At 41.4% G+C, this 22,831-nt stretch carries 13 protein-coding genes; 2 read left to right on the top strand and 11 right to left on the bottom strand.

What is annotated here, in order from left to right:
• Positions 1–12: 12 nt before the first annotated feature.
• Positions 13–1,347 (bottom strand): agmatine deiminase family protein, encoded by a 1,335-nt coding sequence (locus ACFSKV_RS13995; protein WP_380803925.1) that lies wholly within the window; start codon positions 1,345–1,347, stop codon positions 13–15.
• Entirely contained in the window at positions 1,337–2,770 is a 1,434-nt protein-coding gene (locus tag ACFSKV_RS13990) for a DUF418 domain-containing protein (protein WP_380803922.1), read from the bottom strand. The genes ACFSKV_RS13995 and ACFSKV_RS13990 overlap by 11 nt, the downstream gene beginning before the upstream one ends.
• Before the next feature lie 269 nt (positions 2,771–3,039).
• On the opposite strand from ACFSKV_RS13990, the gene ACFSKV_RS13985 reads away from it, so the two are divergent.
• Positions 3,040–4,992 (top strand): sensor histidine kinase, encoded by a 1,953-nt coding sequence (locus ACFSKV_RS13985; RefSeq protein WP_380803919.1) that lies wholly within the window; start codon positions 3,040–3,042, stop codon positions 4,990–4,992.
• A gap of 148 nt (positions 4,993–5,140) precedes the next feature.
• Here ACFSKV_RS13985 and ACFSKV_RS13980 read toward each other — a convergent pair whose 3' ends face one another.
• The 6 genes from ACFSKV_RS13980 to ACFSKV_RS13955 all read right to left on the bottom strand — a co-directional run bounded on the left by ACFSKV_RS13980 (position 5,141) and on the right by ACFSKV_RS13955 (position 18,064).
• Positions 5,141–6,637 (bottom strand): serine hydrolase domain-containing protein, encoded by a 1,497-nt coding sequence (locus ACFSKV_RS13980; RefSeq protein ID WP_380803916.1) that lies wholly within the window; start codon positions 6,635–6,637, stop codon positions 5,141–5,143.
• Positions 6,638–6,895: 258 nt separating this feature from the next.
• Entirely contained in the window at positions 6,896–9,064 is a 2,169-nt protein-coding gene (locus ACFSKV_RS13975; RefSeq protein ID WP_380803913.1) for a molybdopterin-containing oxidoreductase family protein, read from the bottom strand.
• Positions 9,065–9,154: 90 nt separating this feature from the next.
• The gene (locus tag ACFSKV_RS13970; RefSeq protein WP_380803910.1) at positions 9,155–11,428 is read right to left on the bottom strand and encodes a TolB family protein; all 2,274 of its coding nucleotides are present in this window, start codon (positions 11,426–11,428) and stop codon (positions 9,155–9,157) included.
• A gap of 106 nt (positions 11,429–11,534) precedes the next feature.
• Positions 11,535–13,028 (bottom strand): amidohydrolase family protein, encoded by a 1,494-nt coding sequence (locus tag ACFSKV_RS13965; protein ID WP_380803908.1) that lies wholly within the window; start codon positions 13,026–13,028, stop codon positions 11,535–11,537.
• Positions 13,029–13,199: 171 nt separating this feature from the next.
• Entirely contained in the window at positions 13,200–14,585 is a 1,386-nt protein-coding gene (locus tag ACFSKV_RS13960; protein ID WP_380803905.1) for a sulfatase family protein, read from the bottom strand.
• A gap of 206 nt (positions 14,586–14,791) precedes the next feature.
• Entirely contained in the window at positions 14,792–18,064 is a 3,273-nt protein-coding gene (locus tag ACFSKV_RS13955; protein ID WP_380803901.1) for a WD40/YVTN/BNR-like repeat-containing protein, read from the bottom strand.
• A 75-nt stretch (positions 18,065–18,139) separates the two neighbouring features.
• Here ACFSKV_RS13955 and ACFSKV_RS13950 point away from each other — a divergent pair, with 75 nt between their 5' ends.
• A complete protein-coding gene (locus tag ACFSKV_RS13950; RefSeq protein WP_380803899.1) occupies positions 18,140–18,493 on the top strand; it encodes a helix-turn-helix domain-containing protein in 354 nt (117 codons plus the stop codon).
• 235 nt (positions 18,494–18,728) lie between these two features.
• Here ACFSKV_RS13950 and ACFSKV_RS13945 read toward each other — a convergent pair whose 3' ends face one another.
• The 3 genes from ACFSKV_RS13945 to ACFSKV_RS13935 form a co-directional block, all read right to left on the bottom strand.
• Positions 18,729–20,030 (bottom strand): Zn-dependent hydrolase, encoded by a 1,302-nt coding sequence (locus ACFSKV_RS13945; protein ID WP_380803896.1) that lies wholly within the window; start codon positions 20,028–20,030, stop codon positions 18,729–18,731.
• A gap of 277 nt (positions 20,031–20,307) precedes the next feature.
• Positions 20,308–21,489 carry an acetyltransferase domain-containing protein gene (locus ACFSKV_RS13940; protein ID WP_380803893.1) on the bottom strand — a complete coding sequence of 394 codons (1,182 nt, stop codon included), beginning with the start codon at positions 21,487–21,489 and terminating at the stop codon, positions 20,308–20,310.
• 351 nt (positions 21,490–21,840) lie between these two features.
• The gene (locus ACFSKV_RS13935) at positions 21,841–22,731 is read right to left on the bottom strand and encodes a dioxygenase family protein (RefSeq protein WP_380803890.1); all 891 of its coding nucleotides are present in this window, start codon (positions 22,729–22,731) and stop codon (positions 21,841–21,843) included.
• Positions 22,732–22,831 lie beyond the last annotated feature (100 nt).

Here is a 22,831-nt window from a genome sequence, read left to right as displayed (position 1 = left end):
ATTATATTAATGTCAGTTGGTTATTCTTTTTGGTTGCTGTTGGGTACTGCAATGGATTCCTCCACCATACCAGTTTTGCATCAAGCCTTCAAAGAAGACAATCTTTCTCCCGGGAAATTGCTCCTCAAAAATCTCCCTCACGGCCTCTTCCTTTTCTTTGGAAGAACCCATTGCAGTATAACTTGGCAAGAGCACCAAGCCATTGGTCACTAAATAATTGAAGTAACTTGCAGCAGGAACCCTAAGTAAAGTATCCCCCACCTGCACAGCTTCGGAAGGGATAAAACTTTCAGCTTTCACATCGAAGGTGAACCCATCCTTTTTCAACGCTTCTCTTACTACAACTTCTTGTGTAATTAAATCCGGCAAAGGCACTTTGATAATGGTAAAGGGTTTTCCATCCTGATCTTTGGCATTTTGGAGGATTTCGTAATTCTCGTTCATGCGCTCATAATTCATACGGCTGATGGGATCCAGGTCTTTTTCTGCCTCATCTACCCATGCCAACAAAATGGTAGTTGGATTGGCAAAGCGCACAAATTCATCAGTATGTCCACCAGTACCTCCACCGATATAATTACCACTGATTCTTCTGAAAAAATGATGCGGATCATCCGCCAGCCCCTCTTTCATCCAGATGATATTGGACACACCCAATACCCGCTTAAATTCCGATTCAATCGTTTCTCTAGATAAGGTGGGGTTTCGTTGGAATACGGTTGCTTCACACAAAATCAAAGTACCTTTTCCATTCACCTCAATGGCCCCACCTTCATGGATCACTTGCGTTTTAATGATTTTTGCTCCCTCTGCCACAGCCATCAGGCTGTCTACACTCCCTGTTTTTAACCTAAATACCAGGTTTTTATTCCATGCAGCATTGATACTGTCTTTGTTGCCTTCATATTTCAAGTCTAAAAATCCCGGTAAGCCATAACTGTCCCAACTAAAATCAGCCACTGCCAATTCTCCTTTTCCATTGACCAGAAAGGCAGCCCCATGGTCCCTGATCCAATAGCGCTCACCGGGCATGACATACATTTTGATTCCTGTGGTGTCCACTCCCAGTTCTATCAGTTTGGTAATAGCAGTTTGCTTCAAGCTATCGTTATCGAAAGCGATTTTTACCGCTACATGAGGTTTTAACGTGGTAATGATTTTGCCGATTGAAGGATAAAAACGTTGTGTGGAGTCCTTTTCCCAACCTAACCAAACCGCTTCATGAGTTTCCCATTCGGCAGGCATATAGAATGTTTCCGCAGGAAACTTGGTTTCTTTTCTACCACAGGCAAAGAACAAAATTATCAGGGATAGCAGAAACGGTACTCGTTTTATTTTATGCTTCATTTTTAATTAAGGTCATGGTGGAAGGAAGTCTGAATGGTTGGATCTTTTGATAGCTCAAAGAGCGCCATAACCACTCCATAGGGCCATATTGGAAATATTTTAACCATATAGGGCTGGTGATCAACTGGAAAACCCAAATGGCCAGTACTACATACAATAATTCAAAGCGTTCTAATCGACTAAACAAACCCAATCCCGCTCCTGTGAAAACAAATAAGCAAATGACAGAATGCATCAGGTAATTGGTCAGCGCCATTTTGCCTACGGAAGCCAGTGATTTTTTTAGCCCAGGCAGGATAGGGTATTTGCAAAAAAGCATAATGATACCGATATGGCCCATCGCTACAAAAAACCGACCCCAATAGTAAGTAATATTGGACTGGACAAAGGACAGGCTTGAAAACTGCGCCTCAAGGACCAGCTGCATTTCATAGTAATTGATCGCAATGCCAACCACATACCCAATCACCACCATCCACCAATAGATATAAGCAGGTTTTTCGCCTGTCAGGAAACCCAACCTAAAAAGCGCAATCCCAATCAACATCATTCCTAATACATCCCAAACCTCTGTCCTGTATGGATTATTGGTATTGAAATCGTACATAATAGGACCCAAGTGCGAAACCACCGAGAAATAGCCTTTATGCATTTCCTCAGTAAATTTTTCCATGGCCTCCGGAGAGGTTTTGGACTCGCGTTTTTCCCAAGAATCCTTGGTCTCCTTCAATTCATTGGATACCTCCTGACCGGAAGCCAAAGCCAATTCAGCCTGCTGAACTTTGTCATACCATTCTTTATCCTTTTGATAATCCTGATAATTCCACCAGGTGCCTATGCAAAAAAGTAATAGTCCTGAGATGATCAATTTTTTGGGGTCTACCTGCCGAAAGGAATAGACCAAAAAGCCCATCAAAGCATAGTCATAAAGAATCTCGCCTAACCAAAGCAACAGATATCCATGAATCAGTCCAAAAATCAGCAGCCAGGTAATTCGGCGAAAATAAATGTCCGCAGCTTTAATCCCTGCACCTTTCTGAACCAGGCGATCGAGAAAAATATACATGCCTACCCCAAAAAGCAGACTAAATAAGGCGCGCATGGTTCCCTCAAACAGCAGATTACTCACCTTCCAGGTAATGAGATTCAATCCGGTATCCCCTCCCAAAACAGAAGGGTCATTGTATCCCCATGCGAGACCAAAACCGTTGATATTCATCAGCAATATTCCTAAAAGGGCAATGCCCCGGAGTACATCAAGCGTCACGATCCGGGATTTTTTTTCGATTGGCTTTAGGGAAGGATGGCTAGTTTGAATTTCCATGGAGTTGAATAAAAATTGATCGGGTAGGCTTACCACTAATTTCACCGAAATCATAAGATTGGCCTTGATATTTTTGTTATTCAAAATAGATGAATCCATAGAGAGATTTCTTTCTCTTAGGACGAAGTCTCTGAAATTCTTTCCCAAGGTGCAGTTTTATTTACCAGTGAAGGATTTTGGAGAAAACGGAATTCAATTTTTGGGATGAACACAAATTGACTTTAAAATAGGTTAGGATGTTGAAAGTATCCCCTTGTCAACCAATATAAAATTCCTCACATAAAGGTCATTTTTAATGAAATCTCAAAAAATAAATTTATGTTTGGACAATGCTGGATAACCCCCAAATTCACCTAAAATATAAAGTATTGAAATATCTATACTTTATTGCTACTGTCTTTATTTTATTCAATTTCAGTATTTTAGATTCCTATGCACAAAAACCGCATATAGACGGCAGCCTTTTTAAGGAAGGTTTGCTGGAATTAGATTTCAAAGACAATTGGCGGTATCAGCCAGGAGATAATCCTGAGTGGTCTAACCCTGAATTTGATGATTCTGATTGGTACAAGATAAACCCAATTGACTTAAAGGCTTATCGGATGCCGGACAGCTTGTGGTCGGGGTATGGCTGGTGGAGGATAACCTTTACTGCCGACCCAAAAACAATTGAGTCCATTGAAAGACTGTATTTTTTCTCCTGGGGGGCAGGTGAAATTTACCTGGATGGGGAGCTGGTGGAATCTTATGGGCGTTTTTCAACTGATAGCCAGCTGGAAGAAACCCATACTCCCAACTATGCTCCGGACAGACCCTTAAAAATTACCCCACGGGAAGTCCACACCTTAGCGGTCAGGTATTCCAATCATCAGGCAAAAAATAACTTTCGGATTTTCCGATACTTTGCTGAAAACCTGGGTTTTGACATAGGATTTTCCACCGCAGTACGGGCAAAATATTCGGATTTTCGATATCCCAATAGCTTCGCCACCTTGTCCGTAATAGTTGCAGTCTTATTGATTCTCTTAGTGCTGCATGTGCTTTTATACTTTAAATTCAGAAAAGAGGAGCCTTATCTCGTGATTACGCTTATCACTTTTTTCTTCTTGTGTGCTGCTGTTTGTGCGCATATCCTTCTTTTTGTAGAACTGAACGGGTTTACCAATCCGATCTTCAGCAGTATTTTAAATTCAACTGCATTTGGTTTGGGTTATGCACTTTTGCCCTACTCTTTGAGTTCCCTTTTTAGAATTCAGAAATTTTACTGGACAAGGCATCTGGTTTGGTTAGCACTTTTGAGGACCGCCAATTACTTTATCCATATTTTCAACTTCATCCTATTTGATGCTACCATCATCCTTGCAGTCATAGTTTTGATGGTCATCATCATGCGAAAAGCCATCAAAGAAAAAAATAGAAGCGCACTTCATGTGACCATCGGAGCTATTGGAACCTCCGTTTTCTTATTGGTGAACAGGATGGTCAATGCTGAACTTATTTCGTTGAGCACATTCTTTTATTATGTGGATCTGATATTGCTTTACATCAGTTATCCCTTGGGTATTTACATTTATATCACCCATCAATACGGCAGACTTTTCCTTGCCATGGAGCAGGAGGTGGAAGAAAGGACCCAACAATTGAATGCCACAATCAGAGACCTTACCAAAACACAACATGAACTTTCATTAAAAAACAATCAAAATGTTCTATTGCTGAAGGAAATTCATCATCGGGTAAAAAACAACCTGGAAGTGGTATCGGGTTTACTCGCCTTGCAGTCTGCCAAAATGGATGACCCCACCATGCAGGAAGTCATGTTGGCCAGCCAAAACAGGGTGCAATCCATGGGTATTTTGCATCAAAAGCTCTATCAAAGTGAGCATTTGGCATTTATTGAAATGAAAAATTATTTCGAAAATCTTTGTATCAATATCCTAGATTCTTACAACGAATCTGAAAGAATTAAAGTCAATATTGATATGAAAAACCTTGAATTGGATGTCGATACGGCTGTTCCTTTAGGATTAATTGTAAATGAACTGCTCACCAATTCACTGAAATATGCTTTTCCCAATGGGGAGAAAGGGAATATCGAGTTGAGTTTAGAAAAATTGAAGGAAGATGATTTCCAATTGAAAATCAGTGATAATGGTGTGGGAAAACCTTTGGAGGCAAAAGTGAAAGGTACAGGCTTCGGTACGCAATTAGTTGATTTGCTTACCCGCCAAATTGATGGGAAAATTATTCAGGATGTCACGAACGGAACCAGGATTTTGATCAATTTTAAAAGTCAGTTAGCGGGGAGTAGCAATGGTTAAACCAAACCTCTTATACTGGCCTCTAGGTTATAAATAATGAAATCAATTGGATCCATAAATTCCTAAGTCCACAAATTTGGAGTTTTGACTTTTTGAATCCGTTTGACACCAGAAAAAATTTTCCAAATATCCCTTTGTAAGCTGACAATCAATTCTTTTTCTCTGGAATTGCTTCCATCAATAAAGAATATGCCTTGTTCAAGGCCTGATCACCTGCTTTTTGTCCTTTGTAATGTCCAAGTCGAACAATTACCAAATCATGAGAAGGAATAATTGTCACAGACTGCCCTCCTGCACCCAACATCATATAGGCATCCTTTGGAATAGGAAAACCGCCATCCCCATTTATCCAAAATAAGCCACCATAAATTGGCCTTCCATCCGCTACCCAAGAATCGGCAAGTGTACTTACAAATTTTGTAAAACCTTCAGGCAAAATCCGCTCATCGTTCCAGATTCCATCTTGCAGATAAAGGTTACCCAACCTCGACCAATCTCTTGCCGAAGCAAACTCATAACCCTGAGTCAAAAAATTACCATAAGGGTCTGTTTCCATAACCATTGTCCGAATTCCGATTTTATCAAACAACATTCTTTGGGGGAAAGTAAGGTAGTTTTCACCTTTACCTTCTATTCCCAAGCGGTTTAGATAATTGATGAGTACGGGGTCGCTGTTACGGTAACGGCCAACAGTATTGGGTAGCCACTGTTGGGGCAAATTGGCTGCATATTCAAAAGAATTGACTCCACCAGTGTACAGATACAAATGGTCAGGATAACCCAAAGAAGGGTCATAGTCCGGGTCTTGAGGAGCTCTGCAATAAATGCCACTTGACATCTGCATAATGTCCCTAATTCTGATTTTGGATCTTCCGTCGTCTTTGCCCTGCCATTGAGGTATTGGAGCAGCTTGCTCCAAGGTATATACTCCTTGGTGAATCAGTATACCCATTATAGTCGCGGAGAGGCTTTTTCCCATTGACCAACTTTCTAAAGGGGTGTTTTTATCAACTCCTTCACCATACCTTTCACCTATAATTTTTCCTTTGTAGGTGACTACAAAAGCCGCAGTTAGTGCTTCATCAGGATCAAATGCAGCATCAACGGCCTGCCTTACTAAATTCATATCAATATTTGAGGGCTTGGCTTCTTCTGGCAGTACATCGCCCATAGGCCAAAGTGTAGTAGCAGCATCAGGCAAATTGGGGGAAACTTTTTCAGGTTTGAAGTTCAAAGATTCACTCCCTTCAGGTAAACAAACACAACCTTGGTCGCCTGTATAGATAGCAGTTCGAGTAATTCCATTTGGAAGTTTAATCGAAACAGATTTCCTACCATAATCGATCTCTGGTTTTCCAACTTTTGCCCGTTCTGCATAGGGTGCAGTAAAATAACCCACATTCTCTGCAGCAAACTCGGGTGATAGCCCTGTAATGAATACAGCCGAACACATAATTTTGGCATAACCAGCAGTATGATGGAAAAGCGCATCACCCGGAGGGGCTTTATATTCGGTCTTTAGCTCAAGTTCAGAAGCACGCGCTAACATTTTGACCCTTGCCTCAGTTGACATAACTTGGGCAGAGCAAATCAGCCCATTCAAAAAAATCGAAGCCATTAAAGAGATTTTAATTATTTTTTTCATAATGGATAATTTAGATTTTTTTTCAAAGCATTTAAAATTTATTATAAACTTATACGCCCTGAAAAAATATTATTTATCATTTAAAAATTCTTGTACCAATGTATTGTTGACGGTTTCCATCTGAAGAGTCCAACTATCGATATACCACCTGCCATTTTCATAATGAAGCTGGATACTATTTAAACCCCGAATATTGGTTGGTACTTCCCGATCTGTTCTAATCTCAAAAGCGCTCCATACCTGGGCGATATTTCCAATTTACACTTTCTCCACTTCTACTCTTGCTTCCTGAATAGCAGCACCTCTACCCATATCCGTTAGCAAGTGGTTTGTCAAAGCATTGGCGGAGGACCCTCCTTTTAACAGTGAAGGCCAGAATCCTTGTGGCATGCAAACAACTCCCTGCTGCACTTTATTGCTGATGCGTGCTGTTATGTACACCCTGCCTATTTGGTTAAATACTTTGAGCTCATCACCATCGGCTATTTGCCGCATGGCAGCATCCTTCGGATGGACTTCCAAATAGAATTTCCCCTCCTTTTCCAGGATATGATTGACGTTGGCGTGGCTACTGTTTAGGAAATTTTTAGGGGTTTTGATGGTCAATAAATGCAATGGGTATTGCTTTATTTCTTCTATGCTGTATTGGAATGGAATATAATCTGGAAGTGCTTGTTCCAAGTTAGGATCATAAAAATGGCACTTCCCAGAGCTGGTTTTGAAATTTCCTTCAGCATGTGGCATCCACTTCGCAGGAAGGTTTAGCTTTTGCCCTCCTCTTTTTCTTAGCGAAGTAAAGGAAATGCCTTTCATATATTCATGATTGCTATCAAGGGTCTTTTTTACAATATCGAGATCTGATTCGTAGAAGTAGGCTTCTTTGAATCCCATTTCCTGAGCCAGTAGTCTGAACAGTTCTGAATTGGGCTTTGATTCCCCCAACGGTTCTATGGCAGGTTCATTGATATTCAGATAGGGGGTTCCCCAAGAATCGAGTATATCCCAATTTTCAAGAACACTCGTGGCCGGAAATATATAATCAGCATAACGGGCCGTATCTGTCAAAAAATGTTCAGAAACTACAGTGAGCAGGTCATTTCTTTCTAGACCTTTACGGACTAAATTTTGATTGGGTGTAGTGACTGCGGGGTTAGAGTTATAAACAAAAAGTGCATCGATACTGGGATTTAATTCTTTGTCGTTCAATGCCTTTCCCAATTCCACCATATTGATCGACCGGGTTTTTTGATCGGTAAATGCCGGAGGGAGGTTGATACTTTCCCAGTTGAGGGCCTCGCCAAAAAGTTCATAGGTCATATGCATTAGTCCACCTCCAAAGTGTCTCCATGCACCGGTCAATGCAGGTAACATAGCCACTGCTCGAAAAGCACTCGCCCCGTTAACCTGATGCTCCATCCCAATCAGTATACGAATCAGAGAAGGCGAACTTGTGGCGTATGCTTTTGCTAAGGAAATGATGGTTTCCTCTTCAAGTCCGGTGATTTGAGCCACCGTTACAGGATCATATTTTTGCACATGTGCTTCTAACTGGGATATGCCTAAAGTGTAATTATCGATGTATTCCTGATCCTGAAGATTCTCAGCTAGAATAACATGTATCAAACCCAATGCAAGGGCAGTATCTGTTCCCGGGCGAGGCTGAATATGCCAATCAGATTCCTCCGAAGTTTTCGACTGAAATGGATCTACCGTAACGATTGTTGCCCCATTGTTTTTGGCCTCTTGGATAAAAGGCCATAAATGCTGATTGGAAAGCATAGGATTTGTACCCCACAATATGATGTATCTGCTGTGAATAATATCTTCTGGCAGGACGCCGGTGGTCTGACCGTTTGTAGCCAAAACACCTGCTACAGCAGCATCTCCACATATTGTTCTATCTAATTGACTGGCACCGATTTTAGCAAAAAATTTATTAGAAATGGCTCCTCCCTGAACCATTCCCTGATTTCCGCCAAAACTATAGGGAAGGATTGCTTCTCCCCCCTTTTGCTCAATGATATCTTTTAGTTTAGCGGCTACTTCACTGATGGCCTGTTCCCAACTGATTTTAACAAATTCACCGCTTCCTTTTGGCCCATTTCTTTTCAATGGTGATAAAATCCGCTCAGGATGGAAAGTGACATCATTGGGAAAGGTGACCATCTTGTTGCAAAGCTTACCCGCCGTATAGGGATCGTTTTTGCTCGCCTGAAAATCCAATACTTGATTGTTAACTGAGGTTATTTTCCAACTGCAACGGTCGGGACAATCATGATAACAGGCTCCAAAAACTGTTTTGACTGATCCGCTATCCGCACAACCGGGAAGGACAGAAAGCGAGGCAAGTCCAATACCTGCGGCACCTTTTGCACTTATCTCAATAAACTCCCTGCGGTCAATGCCTTTCTTTTTTTTCGATTCCATATTCGGATTATAATTTACAACCAATGGTCAATTTTATAGGCCTACTTTGATCGTTTTTTGGTTTTAATGTCAGTTATTTTGAATCATACATTAATCCTTTCCTATTCCTTTGGCCCAAAGAGGTGCTCCATCCTCCCATTTATTATGGGTCAGTCTGATTTTTTTATCCGAATCGATGTGAATGGCAAAAATTTCACCATAAATCTGGGGCCCAAAAATCACAGATTGAACCAATGGCTCTTCATCATTTATGCCACCTTCTTCGGAGGAATAAATGATCCATTCTCCATCCGGGGAAAAGTGAGGATGGGCATCCTGACCAACATCATCGGTCATTCTCTTTGGTTTGCTCCAAGTTCCATCTTTATTGAGGAAAGAAAGGAATAAATCCATTGTTTTCACTTTGCCTTCTATGTCAGCACCTAAGCGATCCGAGCAGAAAACAATCTTATCCCCTTGAGGAGATATGATCGGAAAATTGTCTCTGTGCTCATCCATGGTGAGGTTTTGAATGGTTTTACCTTCTTGTAAGTAAATATCGAAAAAGCCTGATCTTCCACTTCTAAAAACAATCTTTGAGTTATCAGATGTGATATCTCCAAACCCGTCATTGAAATCCGAAAAGGTTAGTCTTGTTGTTTCCAACGAACTTAAATTAAGTGAAAAGACATCTCCCTGATTTGATGGTCCACCTCTGAAATTGCCCACAGAATAAATCAGATCGGTTCCGGCCGGATTAAATTTGGTATCAATAACCATCCCATTTAAAGGATTATAATTTGATGGCTTGATAAAAGAATAAATTGAGGTTACTTCATTTGTCTTATAATTTACCTCATAAAAATGAATGGGAATTTGGATCAACCGAGGAAGAACAATGATTATAAAAAGTGTGCTCGCAAGATTAAAGAGCATTATATTTCTTAATTGTCCGAACAAAGTCCTAGTTCTTTTTTTATGAGTGAAACCAATGCTTATGGCTAAAAATAGGGCTACTACCCCAAGATAAACCCGGATAGTATTGATTGGAGCAAGTTGATCCAAAAAGAAATAATAAAGGACGAAAACCAACAATGCAAGAATTGCAACAGCTATGGTATTGAAAAAAAGGAACGCCCCAGGTTTTTCTTTGGCATTGTTAAGGTTTCGATTGCCTATTCCAAGAAATAAAATATAAATAATTATTATGACTATAAGGCAATAGGCCCAATAAGTCATTGCGTCTGACAAGCCTCTCACCTCGGTGTTATCAAAAATAAGCGTATGATCAGTGGGATTTGGAGGGGCTGCAAATGCCCTGCGAACTGCGTACAGATCAACTTTATTTGCGTTCAGATCTATGGAATAAGGAGATCCTTTAACCAACAAATCACCTTCAAATCCGCCTAAATTGTAAGCCATTTCCGAAGGGGCCTGACCTCCATAAAAGGTAATAAATCCATTTTTATTGGCTTTTGCCCCTAAAAAATTTGATGTGGAATTGAACATAGAATCTACTTGATTGGTCTTTAGGTTCAACCTCAATAGCCGAAACTCACTATTTTGGAATGATGTAAAGACTAAAGTCGAATCGTTTAATATGGAAGGTGAATTGGCATTTATTCCTTCAGGAGAAATTGCTGTCTGATTTCCGCCCTCAGTATCCATAGAATATATTCTACTGGAATTTCTGGGACCGCTGTAGAAAAATATCTTCTTCCCATCATTTGAATAACAGGGACTTCCGTCCCAATGATCATTATTTGTCAACCTTTTTAAATTCTCTCCATCGATATTCATGCTATAGACATCCCCCGTTCGCCGCATAGCAAAGACAAAAACTGGGTGAGTCTTAATGGGGTGATTCCGATCACTGGAAAATATGATCTGCGACCCATCTGGTGAAAATGAAGGCCTGAAATCACCTCCTTTATGACGCGTAAGGTTTATAGCATCTGCAACATTTAAAGTCTCAAAGGGTTGAAAAGGTAGCCTGTAAATATCTGATTGACCTTCATGGGTAGAAGTGAATACAATCCAATTTCCATCAGGAGAAATTACCGCCTGATCTTGCATGGAAGAATCATGATTGATCAATAGTCGTGTTTCGCTCTTTTCATCCAGAGATTTGATGAATATTTTTGGATTTCCCAATCGCTCAGAGGTAAAGACTATCCATTTTCCATCTGGGGAAATTGCCGGGTTATATTCTAGAGCATCATGGTCAGTAAGCTGATCAATTTTCCCTGTTTGGCTGTCTGCAATCCAAATATCCCAACCCTGAGGCCTGTACGAAGAATAGAATATACGCTCATTTCCTGTTTGACTAAATGCAAATGGAGTTGTAACTACAATTAAAAGTAAATAAATATATAGTCTCTTCATAAGAGGTATTGGAAATAAGGTTGGACATCATTTTGCTGTTCCACTCTCTTTTTTAATCTAATTTTTCTTTGATAACTTCCGGAATTTTTAATACTCAGTTTTCTAATTACTTCTTAAACTTCCCATATACCCCTTGTCCAGGAAAAACATTGGGAACAGTCTTGCCATTTTTCAACACGAAGGTTCCGTTTACCAATACATATTCAATTCCTTCGGAAAATTCCAAACCGCCCTCAAAGGTCGCTCTATCAATAATGTTATTTGGATCAAAAACGGTAATGTCCGCATCTGCGCCAACTTGAATTCTTCCTTTGAACCGCATCATGGGCGCTATACCTTCTAGGCGTTTTGCAGGAAGTAGGGTCATTTTCTCAATTGCAGTATTCAAGTCCAGCACCCGATTTTCTCTGACATATTTTCCCAATATCCTCGAAAAAGTCCCTGCAGTACGGGGATGGGCGAGTTTACTATATTGCATGCCATCTGATCCGATGATCACGCCTGGCGCTGCAATTCCTCTTGCAATCCATTCAGCTTGCATCATATGCATGATGACCACTTGATTGGTTCTTCTATTTCTTGCAAAAGTTTCTTCAGTCAATCTTTCCCCAGTAGCCACCAACTGCAAATCCCCATAATCAATGCCCAATCTTTGCTGCCAACCTTCATCAAACATGGCCATCATCAGGCCAGTAGAGGCGGCGGTATAAGGATATAATTCTGTGGTGATGTCAAAGCCTTTTTGAGCAGCTGCACTGACCATGTTCAAAGCAAAATCAATTTGCCCCAGCGACATGCTGTTGATATGGACTATATGTAAAGGAGCACCGGTCACAATTGCATTGGCGATTACTTCCTGAGTTGCCAAAATATTGGGTTGGCGGTTGTGCGTAAAAACCAAGGCGTCCATTTGACCGGCCATTTCAAAAACGCTATACATTTCAGCCGGCTTTGTGCCGGGCAAGTACCCAATAGGCACCCCTATTCCTATGCCTCCTTCCTCCAAGGAAGATTTGATATGGGTGAGGGTTTGGCTCATTTCTTCTGGTGTAAGATCTTCCGTAAAGGAAGGGGCTGCAACGTGAATAAAGGACGCAATTCCTCGCTCATTAGCACGAATCATATTCAAAAGCTCCTCCACTCCTTCCTGATACCTTCCCGTAGCCCTCAAGCGCTCATAAGGCCAATTAACACTTGCACCATAATGGATCAATGCTTTTCCCTGACGTGAAGCATACCAGGCACCGGTATGTTCAATCCCCCATTCAAGTTCCAAGGCCGTAGTGACTCCATCGTGCAATTGGTATTCCTGTTCCAGATTGCTTACGCCATGCACATGCAAATCAATAAATCCTGGAGCTACCACCATTCCACTAACATTGATAATTTCCTTCCCTAGCAAAGCTTCGGAACTGATCATCGCTATGCGTCCATTTTGGATACCTACACTGCGGATAGCATCGAGTTTGGTTTCGGGATCGATCACCCTACCACCTTGCAACACCATATCGTACTGGATGGCGGACTGAGCATTTCCTTCTAATATGAAAAAGATTCCAAAAAAAAGACCAAGGATAAGCTTAAGGGATTTTGATGTCATATCTTATATTTTTGAAAATTCAATTTTCCTGTTCAATAAGATAAAAAATCAAATGCATCCAGATAGCCGGACAGGGACGAAAATTATAAATAACTTTCCCAATCAGTGAAATTTCTTTCCCGGAGTGAATTTTTCAGAAAATGCATTAATAAACTCACTGAAGGGATAGTCTCAATTTTTTGCCTTTTCCTTGGAATCCAAATATTCAAAATGACTGTTATCGGCTGGTGTTCTGACTACTTTACTCTCCGGTAAAGGCCCCAATTGCTTTACTGCCAGTTCCATTGCCCGCATCATTTGTGCTGTTTTCTCCGGGTTTTCACCTGCCAGATTGGTGGTTTCTCCAGGGTCATTCCTTAGATTGAATAATAGCGTGTCGTGAGCATCAACTTTTTTCATACCCCTAGAACCGGCAAATCCTGCATAAGGACGTTTGATTTTCCAATCCCCTTCTCTATATCCTTCTTGACTGGAAAGCATATAATAAAGAAATGTATCCCCTTCCCTGGATCCATTTTCAAAAAGAACTGAACTTAGATCCCTTCCGTCAATTTCCCGGTCCTGGGGAAGTTCTGCGCCTATTATTTTACAGAAAGTCGGAAACCAGTCCATCTGGGTCGCCAAGTCCTCATAAACCAGCCCTGGCTCGATTTTTCCTTTCCACATCGCAACAGTCGGCACACGTACTCCCCCTTCAAAAGTGAATTGCTTTCCTTCCCTCAGAAGCCCTGCAGAACCTCCATGGTCTTCCATCACTAACCAAGGACCATTGTCTGAGGAAAAAACAATTAGCGTATTTTCAAGCATTCCTTTTTCTTCCAGTTTTTTCAGTACTTGTCCCACGCTCCAGTCCAACTCCTGAATGACATCTCCATAAAGGCCCCTTTCGGATGTACCCTGATACTCAGGTGAAGCATAAATTGGGACATGTGGCATGTTGTGGGCCAGGTAAAGGAAGAAGGGATTGTTCCCAGAAGAATCAATAAAATTTAGCGACTCCTCTGTGTAGGTTTTAGTGATATATTGCTGATCAACCTGGTACTCCTCCACCTCATTTCCTCTCATATATACCACAGATGCCATGTCATTGGAGTAAGGAATCCCGAAGTATTCATCAAAGCCCTGATTCAAAGGAAGAAATCTTTCAAGGTGACCCAAATGCCATTTCCCGACCACAGCAGTACGGTATCCTCTTTCTTTTAAGATTTCTGCAATGGTGATTTCTTCCGGGTCCATTCCAGTAAAACTCTCTGGGAAAAACACTTGGTTGATCCCCATCCGTTGAGGCATCCGGCCTGTCAGAAGGCCTGCACGGGATGGGCTGCAAACAGGAGAAGCGGACATAAAAGAGGTGAATTTTATGCCTTCTGCTGCAATCCGGTCAATGTTTGGGGTTGCAATATCCCTTGCACCGAAACAACCTAAATCTCCATAGCCAAGATCATCAGCAAATATGAATACGAAATTTGGCAATTGAGATTGGCTCTTCTTTTCTGTCCCACTCCCACAGGAATAAAGGAGATATGCCAAAAAAACCAAAATTATTTTTCCTTTCATCGTCTTTAGTTTTTACATTCAATCATGTACTTACAGAGAAAATTCTCCCAAAATCATTTCTATTTTTTTCAGGAAAACGGATGGGATCCAGTTCAGATAATTGAAGAAACCTACAAAGTTATTCTCAATGAATCATCAGTACTTAGAATCAAATAAATATTATCATTCCATCGGTCTTTAGATTTCCACCCGGTCAAATCAAACCTTCAATGCATTCTTCTATTTGGCGTATACGGTGCTCCTGCCTTTTCCAACTCTTTCTCAAAATCTGCCAGTTTATCATAAAATGCCGAAACATCCTTCAAATATTGATCAAACTCTTGTTGAGCAATTTCAATATTCCGTCTGTATGTGGCTGTTGGAGGTTCAGTTGTGCTCCAATGACCATAAATCACCGACCCAACCCTATTCATGATAGAAGGCGAAGTGGATTCATCTTTTCTTTGAAGCACCTGATCACCTATTAATACAGTTCTCAGGTTATGCAAATCAGCATTAAGCGCTGTCCATTGGGAAAATAGTTCAGGAGATGTTTGTGGTGTTTTTGTCAAGGCCACCTTGATAAAGCGAAGTTTTTCTCCAGCCTCTCCTAATTGAACAGCAGCATTTGATGTCCTTCTAGAAAGCTCATGGGTTATTTTTTTAAAAGCCGCCATCTCATCATAATCAACACTTGTTGGATATACAGGCTTTACATTAAATTCTTGTTTAGCACCTTGAGGTTCTAATTTTCCATTATTCATGACAAAAAGTTCCACACTGTATTTACCTGGGGCTACCAGTGGCCCTTCAGGATCACTTACCCATGGGGGCTGAAATTCCGGAACAGTCAAATTAATTGGATCTGGTGGTGCTAATCTCAAATCCCAACTTATGCGATGTAAGCCGGTTTTGGCTACTCCTTCAATCCAACGTACGGGCTCACCATTTTTATCCCTAACCAAAAGCAAAACACTTGGATCCTCTTCAATAGCCTCCCGTCTCAATTGATCCCAACCAGGAAAAGGAATGCTGGCCTTTTGCTCATTGAGTTTTTTTTCCTTTTCCTTTCTCTGCGCTTTTTCAGTATTGGGTAGATCGTTTAAATAATAGGTAAAAACAGCCCCGAACGGTGGGTTATCACTTACGAAACTGGTAGATCCCTGGGAAGGCATTCCCTTTGCCTGAAAGGGTACACTTGGAACATACCACCATGCATCTCTTACCGGCAAGAGCATATTTGCATCAGCACTGGCCAGTTTGTTGATTTCCCTTAAAGGTGTATAATCATCCAATACATAAATTCCCCTACCAAAACTTGCCCCTACCAAATCATTGTCTCTTGCATGAATTGCGAGATCCCGGAATGGAATAGTTGGTACCCCCGCATGTAACTTTGTCCAATTGATGCCTTGATTCACTGAAAAATAAATACCGTACTCAGTCCCGATGAAAAGCAGATTTTCATCTACATGATCCTGTTTGATTACCCATACAATTGTTTTGGCCGGCAGGTCACCTGCAATTGAACGCCATGTTTTGCCTTTATCCGAACTGATGAAAACATAGGAGGAATAATCACCCAATTGGTGCCCATCAGCCACTGCAAACACTGTATTCACATCATGGGAAGAGGCTTCTATATTATTGATGAAGGTCAGTGCGGGAACTTTGGGCAGGTTTCCACATTTTCTCCAATTCTTCCCATCGTCTTCGCTCACATAGATCAGACCATCATCAGAACCGGTATAGATTAAACCTGCTTGTAAGGTGGATTCTGAAATGGTGGTCAAAGTAGCAAATTTCGACATCGCCCCATTGTCATATAAGGCATCAATACTTGGCACACGGTCCATCATCTCCAATTCATACCTGCCAAGGTTAGTGGTCAGATCAGCGCTGATAGGAGTCCATGAATTACCCCGATCGGTACTTTTCCAAACTCTTTGGGATCCAAAATAGAGAGTCTTGTGATCATGTGGACTAATCTGTATAGGGCTATCCCAATTCCATCTTTCAGGGGATTCATTAGGTTCCGGTTTTGGTTGAATATTCAATACTTCGCCTGTAATTCTGTTGTGGCGATGTAATTGGCCTTCCTGAATTTCCATATACACAATATTGGGGTCTTTCGGATCGAAAGCCACATCGTAGCCATCGGCCCCTAAGGGGACATACCAGTCCTGATTGAGAATGCCTTCCAAATTGGTGGTCCGTGAAGGACCTAACAAAGTTCCAAGATCCTGCGCTCCAACCACCACATTATAAAATGGTTCAGCATTATCCAGTCCTACCTTATAAAATTGTGAGATTGGAAGATTCGGGAAAAGTCTCCATGTAAGCCCTTCATCAAAGGATTCATATAAACTCGCATCCGTCCCCACGATCAAATGCTGTCCATTTGTAGGATCAATCCATAAGGCGTGGTTGTCACTGTGTTTAGCCCTTCCGGTTTCGCCATAATTGAAAGTCTTTCCTCCGTCACGGGTCACATGTATAAATACATCCATCTGGTAAACCAGGTCAGGGTTGGTGGGAGAAGCTTCTATTTCCTGGTAGTAATGTGGCCCGGTTCCTCCTGAGATATAGCTGTTGCGTTTTTCCCAACTCTCCCCCTTATCTGTGGATCTGTAAAATCCCTTGCTGGCATTATCTGCTTCTATGGTCGCATAAACTAGCTGTGGATCAGCCGGAGTTACGGCCAAACCTATTTTCCCCATATCACCTTGAGGCAATCCTTGATTGATTCTTCTCCAGCTTTCGCCTCCATCCATGGATTTATAAATACCTGATTTAGGGCCGCCTCCAAGAAGAGCCCAAGTTTTTCTTCTGCGCTGATAAGCAGCAGCATAGATGATATCAGGATTGGACGGATCAAATTCTGCATCAGTGACACCAGTATCTTCATCTATTGCAAGCGCTAATTGCCAGGTTTTACCTCCATCTTTGGTCTTATATAACCCACGTTCCCCTCCTGAGGACCACAAAGGACCTTCGGCTGCCACATAAACCACATCAGGATTTCGGGGGTCGATTAAAATTCTTCCAATATGCTCCGAATTCCTAAGTCCCATCTGCTTCCAGGTAGTACCGCCATCCATACTTTTATACACCCCATCTCCCCAGCCTACGTGACGTCCACTTACATTTTCTCCAGTTCCTACCCATACCACTTCAGGATTTGTTGGATCCAAAGCAACTGTTCCTATGGAATAAGATGGCTGCGCATCAAATACAGGGGTCCAGGTAGTTCCGCTGTTGGTGGTTTTCCACAATCCGCCGGAGCCAACTGCCACATACCAAGTACTGGTACGAATCGGGTTTACAGCAATGTCAGCAATTCTTCCGCCCATTACTGCAGGCCCTATGCTTCTCAAATGAAGTCCTTTAGCCACTTGCACCGCCATTTCTTTTAGATTGGACTGGGCCAAAACAGTGTTTGCGTAAAATAAAACAAGAAGAAGAGTTGGAAAAAGAAGTCTTAAGAAGTGTTTATGCATACCGGGTTCAGCTTTATGAAATAAAAAGATACAAGAAAATTCAATTTCATTGGTAACTTTTATTAAAAAAGGTTGATGATGAATATACGGCCAATAAAAACAGAAGAAGATTATCATAATGCGATTAGCAGGATTGAGGAGTTATGGGGCGCAAAAAAAGACACTCCTGAAGGTGATGAATCGGATTTATTGGTGACCCTGGTGGAATCTTACGAAATGAAACATTATCCCATTGCGCCACCCGATCCGATTGATGCGATTAAATTTCGCATGGAGCAAATGGGATTAACCAATGCAGATATGGAAAAATTTCTTGGTAGTCAAAGTCGGGTAAGTGAGGTCCTTAACAGAAAAAGAAGACTTTCATTAGGTATGATAAAATCACTTTACAAGGGTTTGAAGATACCAGCAGAAATTTTATTGGCTTGAATCCAAGTGCCAGAGGCACGAAAGATATAATAACCACCTGTTTCAACAAGTAGAAAATAAGATCGACTTTTCTGCCAGTCCTGTAGGGACGGCCGATTTAATGTCATTCCCTTGAAATCGTTCGTCCCTACGGGACTTTAATTTTATACCATTTTTTTCACGACCACGGGTTAAAAACCCATGGTTATTACATCGCTCGTTCCTACGGAACTACTTAAGTTTCCTAAGCTAACCTCTACTTTTTATCCAACAACAAAACCGTATGCAGCATCACATTGGCACCTTTGGCCATTTGCGCTGGGGAGGAATATTCCTTGGGATTGTGGCTGATGCCGTCCTTGCTTGGGATAAAAACCATCCCAATCGGTCCCAAAGCTGCCATTTCCTGGGTATCATGTCCCGCACCGCTCTGCATTTTGATATAGGAAATCCCCAAAGACTCCGCTGCTTGGATCATTTTCTCTTGGATTTCCTTACTTGCGAATGTAGGTGTTGAGGATAGATTGAGGTGTTCAAAAGCGATTTGGGTATTGGTCTCTTTTGCGATCTCTTGAGCCCGTTTTTCAATATCGGTATACATTTTCATGATCTTTTCGGTAGAAAGATCCCGCATCTGCAGGCTCATTTCTACTTTTCCGGGAATAATGTTGGGCGCACCGGAAGGCACTGATATTTTTCCGACACTACCGACCTGGGCACCTTCATAACTGTTCACTACATCATTGACTGCCAGCACCAATTTGGATGCTGCAATCAGTGCATCCTGCCTGTCGTTCATGGGTGTACTTCCAGCGTGATTGGCCAATCCGGTCACAGTGATATCCCAATCCTCGATTCCCACAATCCCTTCAATGATGGCAACATCAATTCCCTGGGATTCGAGAACCTTGCTTTGCTCGATATGGATTTCTATAAATGCCGCCAAATCCCCCTCCTTTCTAGCCGCCTCAGACAGACGATCAGGGTCTCCCCCGATTCTTTTGGTGCCTTCAGCAATTGTATAGCCACTGGCATTCATTTGGCCGAGAGCATCTATTTTCAGTCTACCTGCCATTGCCCTGCTGCCTACCAATCCGGCTTCTTCGTTTTGGAAGATGATGACCTCCAGCGGATGATTGGTGGTGATTTTGTTTTCTTTGAGGACTTCAATGATTTCAAGGGCGGTGATGGCACCATAGGCCCCGTCATAGTTCCCTCCATTAGGCACCATGTCGATATGGGAACCAAAAGCAATGGGCTTTTTGCTTGGGTCTTTCCCATCCCTTCGTCCAATGATGTTCCCGGCAAAATCAATCCTAACATCCAACCCGGCCTGCCGCATCAAATCCATAAAATAAGCCCGTCCTTCAATATCGCCTTGACTGTAGGCAACCCGCTGTCCCTCCCCTTTTTCGTTTCTGCCATATTTTGCCAATTCAAAAATACGCTGCTCAATGCGTTTTTCATTGACACTGATTGGGTCAGTGGAAAAGCTGACTTGGGCAAAGACAGAACTGATAAACAGCGAAAAGGATATTGATAGTAACATTGTTTTCATAAGTGAAAATATTTTAAGCCGTGTGTGTTTTCTCTTTTTTAAATCTATTAATAATTATTAGGTGAAATCAAACTACCATTGACCTCATCGAAGCAGTTGCCGTCACCCTGACGAAGGAAGGGTCTCCCGAGGCTCAGGAAAAGGATGACTTAAAAAAAAAGGTAAATACTTTTCCAGTAATTCAACCGTCTAATTGAACCTCTTGAGATTCCTCGTGCCTCGGAATGACGCCCATCTTAATATCATTCCCCTTTTTGTAAATCCCAATTTTGATAAGTCAGAAATAACTTAACCACCATTTATCCCTATTCCCCTGTTTATATCTGTCAAACTTCTTACAAATTGGATACAATACCAAGATCACAAAAATCCAAACTGTATAAACCATCCAAAGTGGAAATCCGTAACCTGGGATTGGGTTATCAATGACACCCCAAGCTGCTAAAACCATATTCTTTTCCCAAATAAAGCCAGTTAAGGCAGCCAAACCAATGGCGATCAAATGGATGAGATAGATATGGATGATGTAATAAAAGAAAGGTACTCTTCCGAAAGTACAGACAAAATCCACCAACTTTCCTTTCCATTTTTCAGAATTGGCTAAGACCAGAAAAGTTCCGCCCAAAGTCATTAAAAGGTACAAAAGTGAAGGCGGGTATTTTGTAGGGTTCAAAAATGAAACAAGGCTTTTTGAAAATGTACCAAAATGTTCAAACGGGTTTGGGTCACCATAAATATTCGTCCACCGCATTCCAACAAACAGGACGATTGCCAAAGCCCCGATCAAGTTGAATGTCAATTTTCTTTTTGATTGACCAACAGACCTTTCATAAAAGCCACCCATACAATAACCCAATGACATCACGGCTATCCATGGAATGATCGGATAAGCCACCAATAACATGAGGTCATCTGAGAGAAAGAATATGTTTTGGTAGTGGAAGATTGCCCATGCGATGGATTCATCAAAACGGATCCCGTCAAGAAGGTTATGCCCCAAGATCAGCACAAGGCTGAAAATAATTAATAAATTTCTTTGGAGATGTACTAATCCTGCCAAAGCAATCATACTGATTCCTAAAGATGCGATGACATTCAAATTGATTGTCCCAAAATGAAAGTCAAAAAACCAACCGAATGCTACTATAGTCAAATCTATAAAAACCAGCCAAAATCCTCTTTTGAGGAGAAATCCTGACAATTCGTTTTTTGATTTTCTCTTCCCAACCATATAGGCTGAAAGTCCTGCCAGAAAACTAAAAGCCGGGGCACAGAAGTGGGTGACCCATCGGGTAAAGAAGATCGCCAAAGTCGTCTGAGTGGGATCTGCCGGATTAAACAAAAAAGCCGGGGCATGCACAAAATCCCGCACATGGTCCAATGCCATGATGAGCATCGCCAAGCCTTTGACAAGATCGATAGAGGAAATTCTTTGGTTGTGAATGAGGGTTTTAGTCATATATCAATTGAAAAAATTAGCGTATTCCGAATAAAATATAACAGATTTGAATAGTAGAATCATCTAATAATAAAACTTTGAAATGTTTTGGGATAATTTCATCTTAGCGTCTTCGTGCCTTCGTGGCCTAATCAAAATGTAGGGCCACAAAGGCTCAAAGACACCAAGTCTTGGTTGAACAGAGCGGTGATTGTATAGTGTCCTAAGGGAATGAGGAAATCAAACCTATCAAATTACCACCCAAAATTGTTGCGGATGATATCGCCCGAAAACCTCTGAAACCCTTATGCACTATACACATTGTTGTGGGCTGGCCGCTTTCATCTTTGTTTCAAACTACTTTACCTAAGATTATCCATCACTGTATTTTAAGAATTTCTCACCTGTGTATGTGTTGTCCCGCGTGGTAACGACCACTTTAGCATCCCCTTTGGGTAACAACTCGAAGGTTACTTTTGTAGATCCATTCCCAGATTCAAATGTATTGTTGCCTATGTACTTAAAACTTGCGATTAACTGACTGTTTCTTTTCATGAATAATAAGTCGTCACTCTTTATGAACTCCAGGGTATTGTTACTGTCCATCCTGTATAGACCGGTAATCTTATTGTATACTTCCTTGTCAAGCGGAAATTCTTTACTCAAAACAACATCGAATGTGACTGTATTCTCCCCTAATGAATTTTTGACAATGTTCAAAATTCTGTTCACAGCCTGCGGAGAAGATGCCGATGTGTCCGTTTCATTATACTTATCGCCTTTAAAATAAATCTGCGTAATTAAGTCTTGTTGTTCGGCAACGGAAACCCGCATATGTATGTGGGCCGGTCGCCAAGATTCATCATTATTCGGGTCAGATTTGTAGGGAACTGGAACAATAGTTCTGAAGGCATACTTTCCGTTCTTGCCAGTCTTTATTGCTCCCCTGAATAAATAACTATCAGAAGTATTGTCGTAATGTTCATTCTCATCACATTGCCAAATTTCAACGAGTACATTGTTCAATGGAGTTTTTCCATCTTCTTTAAAAATTGTCCCGATTAAGTTCATCGGAATACCTTTGGAAGCAGGTGGAATAATATCACTCCTCATTGGTGCGCCCGGCCTATAAAAGGGTCCAAGAATGTCAGTGGTCGTTGGAGTGTCCCCAACAAAGCTTTTGCCATTCCATTGAATGGATCCAAATGCGCTAATACTCAAAGCTGTCAGAGATGAATTTTTGATAAACGTTCTTCTTTTCATAGTGTCAGGTTTAAATGGTTTATATGTCTTCTGTCAAAATAATATATGTCAATGTTCGGATTTTTTCGAGTTGTTGTAATTTTCCAGGAGGATTGCCACA

Source organism: Shivajiella indica (assembly GCF_042683085.1).
Taxonomy (GTDB): Bacteria; Bacteroidota; Bacteroidia; order Cytophagales; family Cyclobacteriaceae; genus Shivajiella; species Shivajiella indica.
Note: the sequence above shows the minus strand (reverse complement) of the source record. Positions and strands in the feature narration are given on the sequence as shown.

Coding starts and splice junctions, on each gene's coding strand:
- ACFSKV_RS13990 (WP_380803922.1), bottom strand. CDS start 2,770: ATGGATTCATCTATTTTGAATAACAAAAATATCAAGGCCAATCTTATG.
- ACFSKV_RS13970 (WP_380803910.1), bottom strand. CDS start 11,428: ATGAAGAGACTATATATTTATTTACTTTTAATTGTAGTTACAACTCCA.
- ACFSKV_RS13950 (WP_380803899.1), top strand. CDS start 18,140: ATGATGAATATACGGCCAATAAAAACAGAAGAAGATTATCATAATGCG.
- ACFSKV_RS13955 (WP_380803901.1), bottom strand. CDS start 18,064: ATGCATAAACACTTCTTAAGACTTCTTTTTCCAACTCTTCTTCTTGTT.
- ACFSKV_RS13975 (WP_380803913.1), bottom strand. CDS start 9,064: ATGGAATCGAAAAAAAAGAAAGGCATTGACCGCAGGGAGTTTATTGAG.
- ACFSKV_RS13935 (WP_380803890.1), bottom strand. CDS start 22,731: ATGAAAAGAAGAACGTTTATCAAAAATTCATCTCTGACAGCTTTGAGT.
- ACFSKV_RS13980 (WP_380803916.1), bottom strand. CDS start 6,637: ATGAAAAAAATAATTAAAATCTCTTTAATGGCTTCGATTTTTTTGAAT.
- ACFSKV_RS13960 (WP_380803905.1), bottom strand. CDS start 14,585: ATGAAAGGAAAAATAATTTTGGTTTTTTTGGCATATCTCCTTTATTCC.
- ACFSKV_RS13940 (WP_380803893.1), bottom strand. CDS start 21,489: ATGACTAAAACCCTCATTCACAACCAAAGAATTTCCTCTATCGATCTT.
- ACFSKV_RS13965 (WP_380803908.1), bottom strand. CDS start 13,028: ATGACATCAAAATCCCTTAAGCTTATCCTTGGTCTTTTTTTTGGAATC.
- ACFSKV_RS13995 (WP_380803925.1), bottom strand. CDS start 1,347: ATGAAGCATAAAATAAAACGAGTACCGTTTCTGCTATCCCTGATAATT.
- ACFSKV_RS13945 (WP_380803896.1), bottom strand. CDS start 20,030: ATGAAAACAATGTTACTATCAATATCCTTTTCGCTGTTTATCAGTTCT.